General features: G+C 67.9%; 14 protein-coding genes. 10 read left to right on the top strand and 4 right to left on the bottom strand.

Annotation, left to right across the window (positions count from 1 at the left end):
* Positions 1-72: 72 nt before the first annotated feature.
* Entirely contained in the window at positions 73-585 is a 513-nt protein-coding gene (def, locus tag AC5P88_RS06710; protein WP_010481177.1) for a peptide deformylase, read from the bottom strand.
* 126 nt (positions 586-711) lie between these two features.
* Here def and AC5P88_RS06715 point away from each other — a divergent pair, with 126 nt between their 5' ends.
* The 9 genes from AC5P88_RS06715 (at position 712) to AC5P88_RS06755 (ending at position 10,327) form a co-directional block, all read left to right on the top strand.
* Positions 712-1,845: a LysM peptidoglycan-binding domain-containing protein gene (locus AC5P88_RS06715; protein WP_049428928.1), complete on the top strand. Its 1,134-nt coding sequence runs from the start codon at positions 712-714 to the stop codon at positions 1,843-1,845.
* 182 nt (positions 1,846-2,027) lie between these two features.
* Positions 2,028-3,155: a DNA-processing protein DprA gene (gene dprA / locus AC5P88_RS06720; RefSeq protein ID WP_495224649.1), complete on the top strand. Its 1,128-nt coding sequence runs from the start codon at positions 2,028-2,030 to the stop codon at positions 3,153-3,155.
* Positions 3,156-3,198: 43 nt separating this feature from the next.
* Positions 3,199-3,672, top strand: coding sequence for a DUF494 family protein (locus tag AC5P88_RS06725; RefSeq protein WP_005411195.1), 474 nt, complete (start codon positions 3,199-3,201; stop codon positions 3,670-3,672).
* A gap of 39 nt (positions 3,673-3,711) precedes the next feature.
* Positions 3,712-4,470, top strand: a complete 759-nt coding sequence (locus AC5P88_RS06730) for a pilin (RefSeq protein ID WP_111113033.1) — start codon at positions 3,712-3,714, stop codon at positions 4,468-4,470.
* Positions 4,471-4,519: 49 nt separating this feature from the next.
* Complete coding sequence (locus AC5P88_RS06735) at positions 4,520-5,452, top strand: RDD family protein (RefSeq protein ID WP_106548896.1); 933 nt, start codon at positions 4,520-4,522, stop codon at positions 5,450-5,452.
* Positions 5,453-5,644: 192 nt separating this feature from the next.
* On the top strand, positions 5,645-8,125 hold the full coding sequence (locus AC5P88_RS06740; protein WP_495224650.1) for a DNA topoisomerase I: 2,481 nt from the start codon (positions 5,645-5,647) through the stop codon (positions 8,123-8,125).
* Between the two features lie 99 nt (positions 8,126-8,224).
* Complete coding sequence (gene tsaC, locus AC5P88_RS06745; RefSeq protein ID WP_106548898.1) at positions 8,225-8,815, top strand: L-threonylcarbamoyladenylate synthase type 1 TsaC; 591 nt, start codon at positions 8,225-8,227, stop codon at positions 8,813-8,815.
* A gap of 43 nt (positions 8,816-8,858) precedes the next feature.
* Positions 8,859-9,548 carry a DUF4124 domain-containing protein gene (locus tag AC5P88_RS06750; protein ID WP_106548899.1) on the top strand — a complete coding sequence of 230 codons (690 nt, stop codon included), beginning with the start codon at positions 8,859-8,861 and terminating at the stop codon, positions 9,546-9,548.
* 35 nt (positions 9,549-9,583) lie between these two features.
* Complete coding sequence (locus AC5P88_RS06755) at positions 9,584-10,327, top strand: hypothetical protein (protein ID WP_106548900.1); 744 nt, start codon at positions 9,584-9,586, stop codon at positions 10,325-10,327.
* Between the two features lie 95 nt (positions 10,328-10,422).
* On the opposite strand, the gene AC5P88_RS06760 is transcribed toward AC5P88_RS06755, so the two are convergent.
* On the bottom strand, positions 10,423-11,199 hold the full coding sequence (locus tag AC5P88_RS06760; protein ID WP_019660789.1) for an SDR family oxidoreductase: 777 nt from the start codon (positions 11,197-11,199) through the stop codon (positions 10,423-10,425).
* A gap of 111 nt (positions 11,200-11,310) precedes the next feature.
* On the opposite strand from AC5P88_RS06760, the gene AC5P88_RS06765 reads away from it, so the two are divergent.
* Positions 11,311-11,523: a hypothetical protein gene (locus AC5P88_RS06765; protein WP_099554540.1), complete on the top strand. Its 213-nt coding sequence runs from the start codon at positions 11,311-11,313 to the stop codon at positions 11,521-11,523.
* Between the two features lie 120 nt (positions 11,524-11,643).
* On the opposite strand, the gene sppA is transcribed toward AC5P88_RS06765, so the two are convergent.
* The gene (sppA, locus tag AC5P88_RS06770) at positions 11,644-13,566 is read right to left on the bottom strand and encodes a signal peptide peptidase SppA (protein ID WP_495224651.1); all 1,923 of its coding nucleotides are present in this window, start codon (positions 13,564-13,566) and stop codon (positions 11,644-11,646) included.
* Positions 13,567-13,679: 113 nt separating this feature from the next.
* Positions 13,680-15,044: an MATE family efflux transporter gene (locus tag AC5P88_RS06775; RefSeq protein WP_014038646.1), complete on the bottom strand. Its 1,365-nt coding sequence runs from the start codon at positions 15,042-15,044 to the stop codon at positions 13,680-13,682.
* Positions 15,045-15,168: the final 124 nt, after the last annotated feature.

The raw sequence follows: 15,168 nt of genomic DNA on the forward strand, positions 1-15,168 counted from the left end.
GTCGGCCGGCGCCGTACAGCCCGCGCGAGCCGCGCAGGCACGGGCCACCCGAAGGGTGGCCCGGATTGGCGATCACGCCACGTGCTTGCGCTGCTTGGCCAGCTTCTTGCGCACCATCTCGCGCTTGAGCGGCGACAGATAGTCGATGAACAGCTTGCCGTCCAGGTGATCCATCTCGTGCTGGATGCAGGTGGCCAGCACTTCGCCGGCTTCCATCTGCTGTTCCTGGCCGTTGCGGTCCAGGTACTTCACGGTGATGGTGTCGGCACGGGTGACGTCGGCGAAGATGCCCGGAACCGACAGGCAGCCTTCCTGGTACACCCGCCCCCCGTCCTTGGCGACGATTTCCGGGTTGATGAACACATGCGGTTCATTCTTTTCTTCGCTGACGTCGATGACCATGAAGCGCTTGTGCACGTCCACCTGGGTGGCGGCCAGGCCGATGCCCGGGGCGTCGTACATGGTCAGGAACATGTTGTCGATCAGTTCCTGGAAGGCCGGCGTGGTGACTTCGGCAGCTTCGATCAACGCGGCCTTGGTACGCAGGCGCGGATCGGGGAACTCGAGAATGGGGAGAAGGGCCATGGCTGTTTCCGGATAGGGGGCCGGCACGCCGGCATACGTCGCAGATTCTAGCTCCAACGCTTGCCTTGCGCCCCGGTTTCTGGACTATAGTGCGCGGACCTGTTGGGGAATCAGGGCTTCACACCTATGTTGCTTCGTTTTCGTACGGTCGTCGCCGCGGCGATGCTGACCGTGGCTGCCTATGCTACCGCCGTGGAAGTGAATGGCGGGCACCCGGACACCTATGTGGTCCGAAAAGGGGATACGTTGTGGGATATCGCCGCACGTTTCCTGCAGAAGCCGTGGCTGTGGCCGGAGATCTGGCAGGCCAATCCGCAGATCGCCAACCCGCACCTGATCTATCCCGGTGACGTGCTCAGCCTGGCCTACCTGGACCGGGTGACCGTGGCGGCCCAGCCCGGCCCGCGCCAGGAGGCCCCGATCGACGCCATTCCGCTGGCCCAGGTCGAGCCGTTCCTGAAGCAGCTGAGCGTGGTCGACAGCATCGAGCAGCTGCCCTACGTGGCCGGCCTGGAGGAAGAACGCCTGCGCGCCACCAGCGGCCACGCCGTCTATGTGCGCCTGGCCGACGCTCAGGTGGGCCAGCGCTGGGCGGTCGTCCGCCCGACTGTGCGCTACGCCCAGCCCAAGCCGACCGAGGACCTGACCGCCAACGGCGACGTCACCCCGGGCAGCGGCAACCTGTGGCGCGCCTACAGCGCGCCCAACCACCGCCGCGGCGTGCTCGGCTATGAGCTGGCCCAGGTCGCCACCGGCACCATCACCCATGTCGCCGGCGGCAAGGTCGAGGCGTCCACCCTGGTGCTGGACAAGAACGAAGGCGGCCGCGAGGTGCGTGCCGGCGACCGCCTGGTGCCGATCGAGGCCAGGCCGTACGACCTGCAGTTCGTGCCCCATGTCCCCGCCGCCGGTGTCGAGGGCGTCGACGTACGCGTGCTGGCCGTCACCGACATGTTCACCGCCGGCGGCCCCCGCGACGTGATCGCGATCTCGGCGGGTCGCACGCAGGGCGTGGACAATGGAACCGTGTTCTCGCTGTGGCGCCCGGGCCGCCATGTGGCGCACCGCATGAAGTATCCGAACTCGTCGCGTACGGACGATTCGCTCAGCACCGGCGCCGGCCGGGTCTCGCTGCCGGACGAGTACGCGGCGCATGCCATGGTGTTCCGCACCTTCGACAACGTCAGCTACGCGCTGGTGATGCAGGGCGTGAAGCCGGTGCGCGTGGGGTACAACGCCCTGCACCCGGACGCGAAGTAGAGTCGACTGTGTAGAGTCGACTGTTAGTCGACTGCTTTTCGTCCAGATGCTCGAAAACGCCCGCGCTGCGCGCGATGGTCAACTGACAGTCGCCCCTGCAGGGGCGGTCTCCGGCAAACCCTGACGGTTACATGCGAAGGCGCCCTAGGGCGCCTTCGTTGTATCCGGCCGATAGTGGGGGAATGACCAGACAGGTGGATGAGGCGCTGCTGCGCCTGGTGATGGCAGGCGGCGCGCTGGCGCCACGGCGGGCCCTGCTGCAGGCCGCGGGCAGCGCGGAGATTGCGATCGCGCAGGGCGCCGCGAACTGGCACGCGCACGGTTGCACGCCAGAGCAGTGCGCTGCACTGGAACGCCCCGACGCCCGCGCCTGGACCGCGGTACGGCACTGGCTGGAAGACGACGACCACCATCTGCTGTCCTTCGCCGACGCGGCCTTTCCGCCGCCCCTGCTGTACGTCCCGAATCCGCCGCTGGCGCTGTTCGTGGCGGGCGATCCGAGCCTGGCCTGGCGCCCCTCCGTGGCGCTGGTCGGCAGCCGCTCGCCAACCCCGGGAGGACGCGCGCTGGCCGCGCGCTTTGCCAGCTGCTTCGTCGAGGCCGGACTGGCCGTAACCAGCGGCCTGGCGGCCGGCATCGACGCGGCCGCCCACCTGGCCACACTGGAGGCAGGCGGCTGCACCGTCGCGGTGATCGGGACTGGCCCTGATCGGGCCTATCCGGACAGCCACCAACGGTTGCAGGGGCGGATCGCCGCCGAGGGCGCGGTGCTCAGCGAGTACCTGCCGGGCACACCGGCACGCCCGGGCCACTTCCCCGCGCGCAACCGGCTGGTGGCCGGGCTGGCGCTGGCGACGGTGGTGGTCGAGGCCGCGCAACGCTCCGGCGCCCTGATCACCGCACGGCTGGCTGCCGAGGCGGGCCGCGAAGTCTGTGCCCTGCCCGGCTCGGTACTCAATCCACGCGCTGCGGGCTGCCATCGACTGATCCGCGAGGGTGCCGCGCTGGTCGAGCGCCCCGAGGAAGTGCTGGAACTGCTGGCCCCTGCCCTTCGCCAGCAGCTGCCGGGCTTGCAATCACGGCTGGCCACCCCCACTGAACAGGCACCGCCGGCACTCCTGCCGGCGCGCTGGGCCGACGACCCTGACTACCAGTGCTTGTGGCGGGCCCTGGACCACAACCCAAGCAGTATGGATTCACTGATCACGCGCTGTGGATTGACGGCGCCCCAGGTGTCCTCCATGCTGCTGGCCATGGAACTGGCGGGAATCGTGGTGTGCGTACACGGCCGCTACTGTCGAACTCCCTAGTTTCTTCACCTCCACAGCGTCGCGCGACGCAGGCCGAGGGGCAATGAAAGAGAGCATCCTGGACGTACTGCTGTACCTGTTTGAACACTATTTCAGCGAAGACGCGGACCTGATCCGTGACCGCGATTCGCTCCAGAACGGCCTGATCCAGGCCGGTTTCAGCCCAACCGAGATCAACAAGGCGTTCGACTGGCTCGACGCCCTGGCCGCGCAGCGGCCGAGCGTGGCCCAGGCACGGGTCGATGGCCCCGTGCGCGTCTACCACGGCCCCGAGCTGGACAAGCTGGACGTGGAATGCCGCGGCTTCCTGCTGTACCTGGAACAGCACGGCATCCTCGACGCCGACCAGCGCGAGCTGGTGCTGGACCGGGCGATGGCCCTGGACCAGGACGAACTGGACCTGGACGACCTGAAATGGGTCGTGCTGATGGTGCTGTTCAACCAGCCGGGCTCCGAAGCGGCCTATGCCTGGATGGAGACGCAGATGTTCATGGACGAGCCAGAACCCCTGCACTGACCGTACACTTGGGGGCATAGCGCATTCAGGAGCGTCCCCGTGAGCGAGTGGTTCCATGCAGAAGGCAACCGGCAGCAAGGCCCGCTGCCGGCGGAACAGTTGGTCGAGTTGTTCCGAAACAACCAGATCACCCTGGACACCCTGGTCTGGCGCGACGGCCTGCCGCAATGGCAGCCGTTGCGCACTGTCGTGGACGAACTCGGCCTGATCGTGCCGGCGCTGGACGCCGCCGCACCGCCGGTCGAACCCGAGCCGGAACCGGAACCCGTCGCACCGCCTCCGCCGCAGCCGCCGGTACTGCCGGCGTCCACGCCCTACGCCACCAGTGCATCGGCCACCGTCCTGCCGGCACCGAAAAAGAAACTGTCCGGCTGTGCGCTGACCGCCATCATCGGTGGTGGCCTGTTGCTGGTGTTGGTGCCGATCCTGGCCATCCTCGCCGCGATCGCGCTGCCGGCCTACAAGGATTACACCGTGCGCAGCAAAGTCGCCGGCGCCGTGGCCGCGCTGCAGCCGCTGAAGGACCAGGTGCAGCATTTCGCCGATGACGAAGGCCGCTGCCCGGGTGCCAATGACGCCGGCTTCCCGGCCCCGGGCGACTTCGCCCACGCGGGCCTGTCTGCCGTGAACATCGGCCGCTTCAACAACGGCCACTGCGGCATCGAAGCAACGCTGGCGGTACCGGGCAAGGGCATCGACGGCGACCTGCTGTGGCTGGAATACGACCGTGACAGTGGCCGCTGGGAATGCAGCGGCGAAAGCGACGACAAGTACCTGCCGCAGTCGTGCCGCGGCTGAGCCGCGCGCACGCCAGCACCTCCATGGACGATCCAACAGGGAACATGCAATGACTGAGTGGTATTACGCCGAAGGACAGCAGCGCCAGGGCCCGCTGCCGGTGCAGGAGATCCGCCAGCGCTTCCAGCGCGGCCAGTTGAACCTGGACACCCTGGTCTGGCGCGAAGGCATGGACCAGTGGGCGGCGCTGCGCCAGGTGGTCGACGAGCTCGGGCTGCAGACCCTGGCCGATGCAAGTACCGCCACAGGCAGTGGCGGTTTCGATCTGCGCAACGACTATGCGGCCATCGACAACGGTACCGCGCCACTGCCCGGCACCGGTGCCCTCAGCAGCTCGCCCTACAGTGCCCCGGCAGCGCTCGGTGCCGGCGCCCATGCGCAGCCGGTGGTCGGCGGCGAAGTCGTCTATGCGGGCTTCTGGAAGCGCGTGGCAGCCTACGTGATCGACTACTTCGTGCTGGTCATCCCCGGCAGCATCATCGGTGTCATCCTCGGGGTGATCCTCGGCGCCGGCATGGGTGCGGTGGGCAGTGACGAGTCGGCCATCGAGATCGTGGCGCAGCTGGCCAGTGCACTGATCAACTTCGCCATCGGCATGGCGTACTACACCTGGTTCCATGCCTCGAAGGGCGGCGCCACACTGGGCAAGATGGCGGTGGGCATCAAGGTCGTGCGCGGCAACGGCGAGCGCCTGACCAAGGCGCGCGCGTTCGGTCGTTACTGGGCCATGCTGCTGAGCAGCTTCACCCTCGGCATCGGTTTCCTGATGGCGGCCTTCACCGAGCGCAAGCAGGGCCTGCACGACATGATCTGCGACACCCTGGTGGTCGACCGCTGGGCCTACACCGACCAGCCCCACCTGCAGCGCCGCGAGCTGGGCACCGTCACCGTGCTGGTGCTGGTGTTGACCGGCCTGTTGTCGCTGGCGGGCCTGGCGCTGCTGGTGTTCGCGGTCGGCTTCATCGCCAAGATGGCCTCCTGAACGGCCATCCTCACGCCTGGCTGCTTGACACGGGCTGGCCGGGCGTGATTCCTCTAATAAGGTGAACCTGAACGCCCGGCACATTACCGGGCGTTCAGTTTATGGATTTGCGCGTGGCCGCTTCACTAATGCGGCCATTTGCTCCACCCTAGCGGCCCCTTCCCCACGGTTCGCCCCACAGACCCTGCTGCCATGCCCAAGCACCTGCTCATCGTCGAATCGCCGGCCAAGGCCAAGACGATCAACAAATACCTCGGCAAGGATTACACCGTCCTGGCCTCGTATGGGCATGTGCGTGACCTGATTCCGAAGGAAGGCGCGGTCGACCCGGACAACGGGTTCGCCATGCACTACGACGTGATCGACAAGAACGAGAAGCACGTCGATGCGATCGCCAAGGCCGCCAAGGGCGCCGACGACATCCTGCTGGCGACCGACCCGGATCGCGAGGGTGAGGCGATCAGCTGGCATATCGCCGAGATCCTGAAGGAACGCGGGCTGGTCAAGGACAAGCCGATGCAGCGCGTGGTGTTCACCGAGATCACCCCGCGCGCCATCAAGGAAGCCATCAGCCAGCCGCGCGCGATCGCCAGCGACCTGGTCGATGCCCAGCAGGCGCGCCGCGCGCTGGACTACCTGGTGGGCTTCAACCTGTCGCCGGTGCTGTGGCGCAAGGTCCAGCGCGGCCTGTCCGCCGGCCGCGTGCAGAGCCCGGCGCTGCGCATGATCGTCGAGCGCGAGGAAGAGATCGAAGCCTTCATCGCCCGCGAGTACTGGTCGATCGCCGCCGAGTGCGCGCACCCGTCGCAGCACTTCAACGCCAAGCTGATCAAGCTGGACGGGCAGAAGTTCGAGCAGTTCACCATCACCGACGGCGACACCGCTGAAGCGGCGCGCATGCGCATCCAGCAGGCCGCGCAGGGTTCGCTGCACGTCACCGACGTGGCCAGCAAGGAGCGCAAGCGCCGCCCGGCGCCGCCGTTCACCACCTCCACCCTGCAGCAGGAAGCCTCGCGCAAGCTCGGCTTCACCACCCGCAAGACCATGCAGGTGGCGCAGAAGCTGTATGAAGGCGTGGCGATCGGCGACGAAGGCACCGTCGGCCTGATCTCGTACATGCGTACCGACTCGGTGAACCTGTCGCAGGATGCGCTGGCCGAGATCCGCGATGTGATCGCCCGTGATTACGGCATCGCCTCGCTGCCCGACCAGCCCAACACCTACCAGACCAAGTCCAAGAACGCCCAGGAAGCGCACGAAGCGGTGCGCCCGACCTCGGCCCTGCGTACCCCGTCCCAGGTGGCGCGCTACCTCAGCGACGACGAGCGCCGCCTGTACGAACTGATCTGGAAGCGTGCAGTGGCCTGCCAGATGATTCCGGCCACGCTCAACACCGTCAGCGTCGACCTGTCGGCCGGCAGCGAGCACGTGTTCCGTGCCAGCGGCACCACCGTGGTCGTGCCCGGCTTCCTGGCCGTGTACGAGGAAGGCAAGGACAACAAGAGCGCCGAGGACGAGGACGAAGGCCGCAAGCTGCCGGCGATGAAGCCCGGCGACCGCGTGCCGCTGGAACGCATCCAGGCCGAACAGCATTTCACCCAGCCGCCGCCGCGCTACACCGAAGCGGCGCTGGTGAAGGCGCTGGAAGAGTACGGCATCGGCCGTCCCTCGACCTACGCCTCGATCATCCAGACCCTGTTGTTCCGCAAGTACGTGGAAATGGAAGGTCGCAGCTTCCGCCCGTCCGACGTCGGCCGTGCGGTGTCCAAGTTCCTGTCCAGCCACTTCACCCAGTACGTGGATTACGACTTCACCGCCAAGCTTGAAGACGAGCTCGATGCCGTCTCGCGTGGCGAAGAAGAGTGGATCCCGCTGATGTCGCGCTTCTGGGAACCGTTCAAGGAACTGGTCGAAGACAAGAAGGAATCGGTCGACCGTGCCGAGGCCAGTGGCGCGCGCGAGCTGGGCACCGACCCCAAGACCGGCAAGCCGGTCAGCGTGCGGCTGGGCCGCTTCGGGCCGTATGCCGCCATCGGCAGCACCGCCGAGGATGCCGAGGAGAAGCCGAAGTTCGCTTCGCTGCGCCCCGGCCAGTCGATGCACACCATCTCGCTGGAAGACGCGCTGGAACTGTTCCTGATGCCGCGCGCGCTGGGCGAGGACAAGGGCGAGCCGGTCAGCGTCGGCATTGGCCGCTTCGGACCGTTCGCCAAGCGTGGCAGCACCTATGCCTCGCTGAAGAAGGAAGATGACCCGTACACCATCGACCTGGCCCGCGCCGTGTTCCTGATCGAAGAGAAGGAAGAGATCGCGCGCAACCGGATCATCAAGGAATTCGACGGCAGCGACATCCAGGTGCTGAACGGCCGCTTCGGCCCGTACATCAGCGACGGCAGGATGAACGGCAAGATCCCCAAGGATCGCGAACCGGCATCGCTGACCCTGGCTGAAGTGCAGCAGCTGATGGAAGAAACCGGCAAGCCGGTGCGCAAGGGCTTCGGTGCCAAGAAGGCCGCTGCGAAGAAGGCGCCGGCCAAGAAGGCCGCGGTGAAGAAGGAAGCCGCGCCGAAGAAGGCTGCCGCCAAGAAGGCCCCGGCCAAGAAAGCGGTGAAGAAGGCTGCCCCGAAGAAGGCGCCGGCCAAGAAGGCCGTCAAGAAGGCTGCCAAGAAATAGATCCACGCCATGCGTGGATGAGGGTCAAGGTGTGCGGACCAACGGTCCGCACCCACCCGGGTTGCAGGTTCCACCCCATCTGCACGCTGCAGGGGGATAATGAAGGCCCACGCCGGGCCGGTCGCCGCCATGAAAGAACTCACCCTGGACTCTGCCGTCGCCACGCTCCGCGCGGGCGGCGTGATTGCCTACCCGACCGAAGCGGTCTGGGGCCTGGGCTGTGACCCTTCGCACGAGGCGGCGGTGCACATGGTGCTGCGACTGAAACAGCGACCGATCGAGAAGGGCATGATCCTCGTTGCCGCCGAACTGCCTCAGCTGGAAGGCTGGGTGCGCCTGCAGGCGCTGCCGGACGCACGCCAACGCGCGGTGCTGGCCAGCTGGCCCGGCGCCAACACCTGGATCCTGCCCGCCGGACCCCGTGCCCAGCCGTGGGTCACCGGGGAGCACAGCGGCATCGCCGTGCGCATCAGCGCCCACCCGCTGGTGGCCGAACTCTGCCGTGCCTGGGGAGGCCCACTGGTCTCCACCAGCGCCAACCTGGCCGGCGAGCCCCCGGCGCGCCGCCGCGAAGAACTGGATCCACGCCTGCTGCGCCTGCTCGACGGCATCCTGGATGGCGAAACCGGTGGCCTGGCCCAGCCCACCCCGATCCGCGACGCGCTCAGCGGCAACGTGCTGCGCTCCTGAGCGGCCGATTGCGCTGCCCCTGACAATCGCGCACCCTGCCGTCATGAACCTGCTGCGCACCGCCTTGGGCCTGTGCCTGCTGCTGCCATCGATGGCACCGGCGGCCGAGGATGTGCGGGTCTACCGCTGCGTCGCCAGCAACGGTGCGGTGGCCCTGCAGGACACGCCCTGCAACAGCGGCCGCCAGGAAGTCCGCGACCTGCAGCGCCCGCGCGATCCATCGCCGCAGGTGGTACGCAGCGATGCGACGCCCGCACCGCTGGACGAAGCTCCGGTGATGCGTGACCGCGAGGTCCGCCACGTCTACATCCAACCGCCGCAGCCGCTGTACGAATGCGTGCGCGACGACGGCCAGCGCTATACCAGCGACAGCAACGAGGGCAATCCGCGTTGGGTGCCGTTGTGGACCAGCGTCTGGCTGCCACACGGGCATCGGGGCCCGGCCTACCCGGGTCCGCGCCCGGCCGTCGGCACACCGATCGGTTCGCCCGTCGGCGAGGGTGCAGGTTACCGGCCGCCCGCAGTCGGCGTAGGCGTGCAGGTCCCGGCCGGCAGCGTGCTGGTGCGCGACAGCTGCCACGCGCTGCCACCACAGGAGGTCTGCGCGCGCCTGCGCGACCGTCGCTGGGAACTGGATCGTCGCTACAACAGCGCATTGCAGAGCGAGCGCACCGCCATCAGCAACGAACAGCGTGGCATCGACGCGCGCCTGTCACGCGACTGCCAGCGCTGAGCGCAGCCCTGCATCGCTGCCTGTACGCTGTGCGCATGAACAGACTGATCTGGCTGGCCCTGGCGTTGTTGCCCGGCACGGCACTGGCCGAAGCCGGCGTGGTGTACCGCTGCACGTCCAGCAACAGCGACATACCGACCCTGCAACGTACGCCCTGCCCGTCCGGAACCAAGCAGCAGGTGTTGCGCGTGCCCGAGCCGGCCAGCGCACAGCCGGCGGTGGTCGCCGCGCCCCAGGCGCCAGCACCTGTTGCCACCGGGACGCCCGCCGCGGCTCCGACCAGGCCCGAAGCAGTGCCTGCGGCCGCAGCGGCACCAAGGCGCGCGGACGAAGGGCGCACCATCATGGAAGCGGGAATGGTTGAACGCGAAGGTGGCAACCAGATTCTCGACAGTGCGACCCTGCGCCGTGATGCCGACGCTCGTGCCGAAGCAGGCAACGGACCACCGAAGCCACCACTTCCCCCGATCTTCCAGTGCACCGACGGACAGGGTGGTGGCTATCTGCACGAGTACGAGGCATCACCCGGCCGCTGCGAACCGATGACGGTGCAGGGCCTGGGCGGGGTCACGCCGATGAACGCGGCCGGCTGCGAAGTCGTGCGCGACCGTTGCGAGGAACTGCCCGAAGCACAGCGATGCGGCAGCTGGCAGCAGCGCTTCCGCGATGCACGCGGCCGCGAACGATTCACCACGCCCGAGAACCGCGACGCTGCACGGGGCGAGCGGGAACGGCTGCAGGGTGTGCTGGAGGCCAGCAACTGCCCGGTACCGGGGTGACCGCATCCACGCATGGCGTGGATCTACCGGTACCGGGGTGATCGGGCGCCGTCGCGGTAGCGCCGGGCCATGCCCGGCGAAAAAACGACCTGCGCTCAGAACCCGTAACGCAGGAAACCGCCGTCCACCGCGATGCACTCGCCGGTGACATAGCTGGCCGCCGGCAGGCACAGGAAGCCCACGGCCGCGGCCACTTCCTCCGGCTCGCCAATGCGGCGCATCGGCGTGCGGTTGATCACTTCCTCGTAGTAATCCGGGTCCGACAACGGACCGGAGGTCCGCCGCGTGCGGATGTACCACGGCGCCACCGCGTTGACCCGGATGCCATCCTCGGCCCACTCGACGGCCAGGTTGCGGGTCATCTGGTGCATCGCCGCCTTGGTCATGCCGTAGACCACGCCGCTGCGCACATGGGTCAGGCCGGACACGCTGCCGACGTTGACGATCGACGACGATGCATGGCGTGCCAGCAACGGATGCGCGTAGCGCGACAGCTCGAACGCCGAGAACAGGTTGGTCTCGAAGATCTTCCGCCATTCGTCCTCGGAATACTCCGTGGCCGCCTTGGTGACGTTGCCGCCGGCGTTGTTGACCAGGATGTGCAGGCCATCGCTGTGGTCTTCCACCCAGTCCAGGATCTGGCGGCGGTCCTCGTCGTCGGAGACATCGGCGGCCAGCGCGTGCACCTGCATCTGCGGATACACGTCCAGCAGCTCGTCGCGCGCGGTCTCCAGCATGTCGATATCGCGCCCGACGATCATCAGGTCCGCCCCGAAGCCGGCCAGTTCGTGCGCGATGGCCAGGCCGATACCGGCGCTGGCGCCGGTGATCAGGGCGGTCTGCCCGTCCAGGCGCCACCGTTGCTGGGTCATGTGTCCTCCGGGGCCGCGCCCGCTGTATTTCGATGCGGCAAGGATACGCGCTCACGGCTGCCCCCTGCCGGGGATGCGACACTGCACGTACGCCCACCGCGGAGAGCCGCCATGCGCATCCTGATCCTGTCCTCGTCCCTGCTGGCCAGCGTGCTGCTGGTGGCCTGCCAGCGGCCGCCGACGCCGAACCCGGAGAAGCCACCGGTGCCCAAGGCGATGTCGCGCGCGATGCAGGAGCCCCTGGACCGTGCGAAGGACGCACGGAAGGCCGTGGAAGAGGCCGCTGCACGCGAGCGCAAGGCCGAAGCCGACGCGACGCAATGACAGGTGGCTTGTGGGGTCAGAGCCCTTTGCCAAGCAAAGGGATCCGACCCCATGAACGAGAACGCCCGGCCGAAGCCGGGCGTTTCCAGTAGATCCACGCCCTGCGTGGATGCTTTCCGATCAGAACCCGCAGAAGCAATACGCCAGCGCCTTCACCGGCGCGCCGTTGCCCTTCTCGCGGGCCGCGTTCTCGACGAAGCGCAACTGGGTGTCCACTTCCGGCATCGTGCGCGCCAGCATCATCCGCGCCATGCCCGAGTCGGACAGCATCCAGGCACCGGCGCGGCTGCCGGCGAAACCGCTGACGAACTGCGCGAACGGCGTCGCCGCCTTCTCGATGTAGCGCACGCGGTAGGCATCGGCCTTGCCCAGCTTGGCACGGCTGGCGGCGTCGGCCACGGCGTCCTTCAGGCCACCGAAGGCGTCGACCAGGCCACGTTCCTTGGCCTGCGCACCGCTCCACACGCGGCCGCGGGCCACTTCATCGACCGCCTCGACCGGCTTCTTGCGGGCATCGGCGACGCGACCGGTGAAGTCGGCATAGCCCTTGTTGATCACCGTCTGGATGACCTGGCCCACGGCCGGGTCCATCGGGCGGGTGACGTCGAAGGCACCGGCGAAGCGGGTGGTGCCCACGCCGTCGGTATGCACGCCGATCTTGTCCAGCGCACGGCTGAAGTTCGGCACCATGCCGAAGATGCCGATCGAACCGGTGATGGTCGACGGATCGGCGTAGATGCGATCGGCGTTCATGCTGATCCAGTAGCCACCGGAAGCGGCCAGGTCACCCATCGACACCACCACCGGCTTGCCGGCGGCCTGCAGCGCCACCACTTCACGGCGGATCTGCTCGGAGGCGAACACTTCACCGCCCGGCGAATCCACGCGCAGCACCACCGCCTTCACGTTTTCGTCGTCACGCGCGGCACGCAGCAGCGCCGAGGTCGACTCGCCGCCGATGCGGCCGGCCGGCAGGTCGCCACCGCTGATCTCGCCCTCGGCCACCACCACCGCCACCTGCGGACGCGAGTCCACCGGGTTGCGGCGCGCGTCGAGCAGGGCCAGGTAACGACCGAAGTCGACGTTGCGGAAACCGCCGTCTGCATCGTCGTCGGCCACGCCGCGCTCGATCATCAGATCCTCGAACTCCTCGCGGGTCTTCAGCGCGGTCACCAGCTTCTGCTGCAGGGCGAACTTGGCCAGGTCGCCACCGGCGGCGGCGATGCCTTCCGGCAGCGTGTCGATGCCGGCGGCCAGCTGTGCCGGATCCAGGCGGCGTGCCTTGGCGATGTCGGCCAGGTAGCGCTGCCACACATCGTTCATCCAGAACAGGTCCGCTTCCTTGGAGGCCGGCGACGCCGCATCAAGCACGTACGGCTCGGCCGCGGACTTGTACTCGCCCACCTTGAACAGGTGCACGTCCACGCCCAGCTTGTCCTGCAGGCCGGTGCGGAAGTACTGGCGGTAGCGGCCCAGGCCCTCGAGCACCACCGACCCCATCGGGTCCAGGTAGACCTCATCGGCCTGTGCGGCCAGCAGGTACTGCGACTGGCCCATGCTCTCGCTGTAGGCCACCAGCTGCTTGCCGGACGCGCGCAGCTCCTGCAGCGCGGCGGCGACTTCACGCAGCGAGGCGAAGCCCGACGGCTGCAGCTTGTCCAGCTCCAGCACCACGCGCTCGATCTTCTTGTCTTCCTTGGCCGACTCGATCACCCGCAGCAGGTCGCGCAGCTGGATCTCTTCGGCGCCGTTGTCGCCCACCGCCTTGGCCAGCGCGCGGCTGACCGGATCGGCGCTGAACTGCTCGACCAGGCGGCCTTCCGGCGCGATCACCAGGGTGGTGCGGTCCTGCAGCGACTTGCTGGCGCCGGCGCCCATGCCGGCGGCGATGACGAACATCACCAGCAGCAGGAACAGCAGGCCGAAGAACACCAGGTTGAGGATCAACCGGCGGGTGAAGTTCATGACGTCCCACAGCCCGATGAAGAAACTGGCGACGGGGTTGCGACGCGCCGGGGGCAGCGGGGGCACGGGTTGATTCATGGAGCGCTCCGGATGGCTTCTTGCCGTGGTACCAGCATAGCCGGTGCCGCGTGATGCGGCATCGGACACAAGTCAGGGGATCGCCCGCCACGGGGGGGGGCGGGAACGGGAGGTCAGGACAGCATCGACTGGCCGATGCGCAGGCTGCTGCGGCGCAGGCGCCAGCCCATCAGGATGGCGGCGGCGGTCAGGCCGACGATCAGGCCGATCCACATGCCCTGCGGGCCCATGCCCAGGCCCAGGCCGAGCCCGGCGCCAAGCGGCATGCCCAGGCCCCAGTACGCGAACATGGCGATGAACATCGGCACGCGGGTGTCCTTCAGGCCGCGCAGCGCGCCGGCCGACAACACCTGGATGCCATCCGGGAACTGGAAGGTGGCCGCGTACAGCAGCAGCGTCGAGGCCAGGCCGGCCACCGCCAGGTCGTTGGTGTAGACACCAACGATGGCATCGTGGCCGAACAGCAGCACCGCCGCCGACAGCGTCTGCGTACCCATGATGATCGCGTAGCCGGCCCACGCCGCACGACGCACGCCGAAACCATCGCCCCGGCCGACCGCATGGCCGACGCGCACGGTGGTGGCTTCGGCCACGCCCATCGGGATCATGAAGCACAGCTGCGCCACGTTGATCGCGATCTGGTGCGCGGCCGCTTCATTGGCACCGAGGCGGCCGATCAGCAGCGCGGTGACGATGAACAGACCGCCTTCCATCAGCACGGTGATGCCGATCGGCAGGCCGGTGCGCAGCAGCTCCCAGATCGCCTTCCAGCGCGGCCCCTCGAAGTGCGAGAACAGCTGCAGGTGGGCGAAGCGCTTGGTGAACCACAGGTAGGTGGCGAACGCGATGGCCTGCAGCCACATCATCACTGCCGAGGCGATGCCGAGGCCCTCGGCGCCCATTTCCGGGAAGCCGAGCTTGCCGTTGGCCAGCACGTAGCCCATCGGTGCCAGCACCAGCAGGCCGCCGAAGCCGAGCAGCATGGTCGGCAGCGTCCAGTGCATGCCCTCGCTGAGGTAGCGCATGCAGAAGTACAGGGTCAACGCCGGGCCACCCCAGCGCACCGCATGCAGGAACGCGGTGGCACCCGGCACGATGTCCGGCGCGATGCCGAAGGCCGGCAGCAGCGGCGGCACCACGGTGAGGAAGGTGAACATGATCAGGCCCAGGCCCAGCGCCAGCCACAGTGCCTGGCGGAACAGCGGGCCGATCTCGCGCTCGCGGCCGGCGCCATGCAGCTGCGACACCGAGGCGGTAAGCGAGATCAGGGTGCCGATCGGGATCAGCATCGGCAGCCACAGCAGCGCCGTGCCGATGGTCACCGCAGCCAGGGTCGCGGTGGCGTGGTGGCCGGCAATCACGTTGTCGACGAAGGAGATCAGACCGGTGGACACATGCCCGAGCACAAGCGGCAGGGCGAGCAGACCGGTGGCGCCGACTTCCTTGCTGAAGCGCGGCGTGGAGGTTGCAGTAGACATAAGGTGCTTGACGCGAACTACGGTTGCGCGCGAAGGGCACAGGCACCGGGTTGCGGCCGGTCATCTTACGCGCGCAGCGCGCGCATTCCCATGACATGGCGTGAATGCTGGGTTCCGGCAGGCC

This window comes from Stenotrophomonas sp. YJH_SMC_8, assembly GCF_059371315.1.

Excerpts from the sequence above, each read along its gene's own strand:
- AC5P88_RS06760 (WP_019660789.1), bottom strand. The coding sequence starts at position 11,199 with ATGACCCAGCAACGGTGGCGCCTGGACGGGCAGACCGCCCTGATCACC.
- AC5P88_RS06775 (WP_014038646.1), bottom strand. The coding sequence starts at position 15,044 with ATGTCTACTGCAACCTCCACGCCGCGCTTCAGCAAGGAAGTCGGCGCC.
- sppA (WP_495224651.1), bottom strand. The coding sequence starts at position 13,566 with ATGAATCAACCCGTGCCCCCGCTGCCCCCGGCGCGTCGCAACCCCGTC.
- AC5P88_RS06715 (WP_049428928.1), top strand. The coding sequence starts at position 712 with ATGTTGCTTCGTTTTCGTACGGTCGTCGCCGCGGCGATGCTGACCGTG.
- def (WP_010481177.1), bottom strand. The coding sequence starts at position 585 with ATGGCCCTTCTCCCCATTCTCGAGTTCCCCGATCCGCGCCTGCGTACC.
- AC5P88_RS06750 (WP_106548899.1), top strand. The coding sequence starts at position 8,859 with ATGAACCTGCTGCGCACCGCCTTGGGCCTGTGCCTGCTGCTGCCATCG.
- AC5P88_RS06735 (WP_106548896.1), top strand. The coding sequence starts at position 4,520 with ATGACTGAGTGGTATTACGCCGAAGGACAGCAGCGCCAGGGCCCGCTG.
- AC5P88_RS06765 (WP_099554540.1), top strand. The coding sequence starts at position 11,311 with ATGCGCATCCTGATCCTGTCCTCGTCCCTGCTGGCCAGCGTGCTGCTG.
- AC5P88_RS06725 (WP_005411195.1), top strand. The coding sequence starts at position 3,199 with ATGAAAGAGAGCATCCTGGACGTACTGCTGTACCTGTTTGAACACTAT.
- tsaC (WP_106548898.1), top strand. The coding sequence starts at position 8,225 with ATGAAGGCCCACGCCGGGCCGGTCGCCGCCATGAAAGAACTCACCCTG.
- AC5P88_RS06740 (WP_495224650.1), top strand. The coding sequence starts at position 5,645 with ATGCCCAAGCACCTGCTCATCGTCGAATCGCCGGCCAAGGCCAAGACG.
- AC5P88_RS06755 (WP_106548900.1), top strand. The coding sequence starts at position 9,584 with ATGAACAGACTGATCTGGCTGGCCCTGGCGTTGTTGCCCGGCACGGCA.
- dprA (WP_495224649.1), top strand. The coding sequence starts at position 2,028 with ATGACCAGACAGGTGGATGAGGCGCTGCTGCGCCTGGTGATGGCAGGC.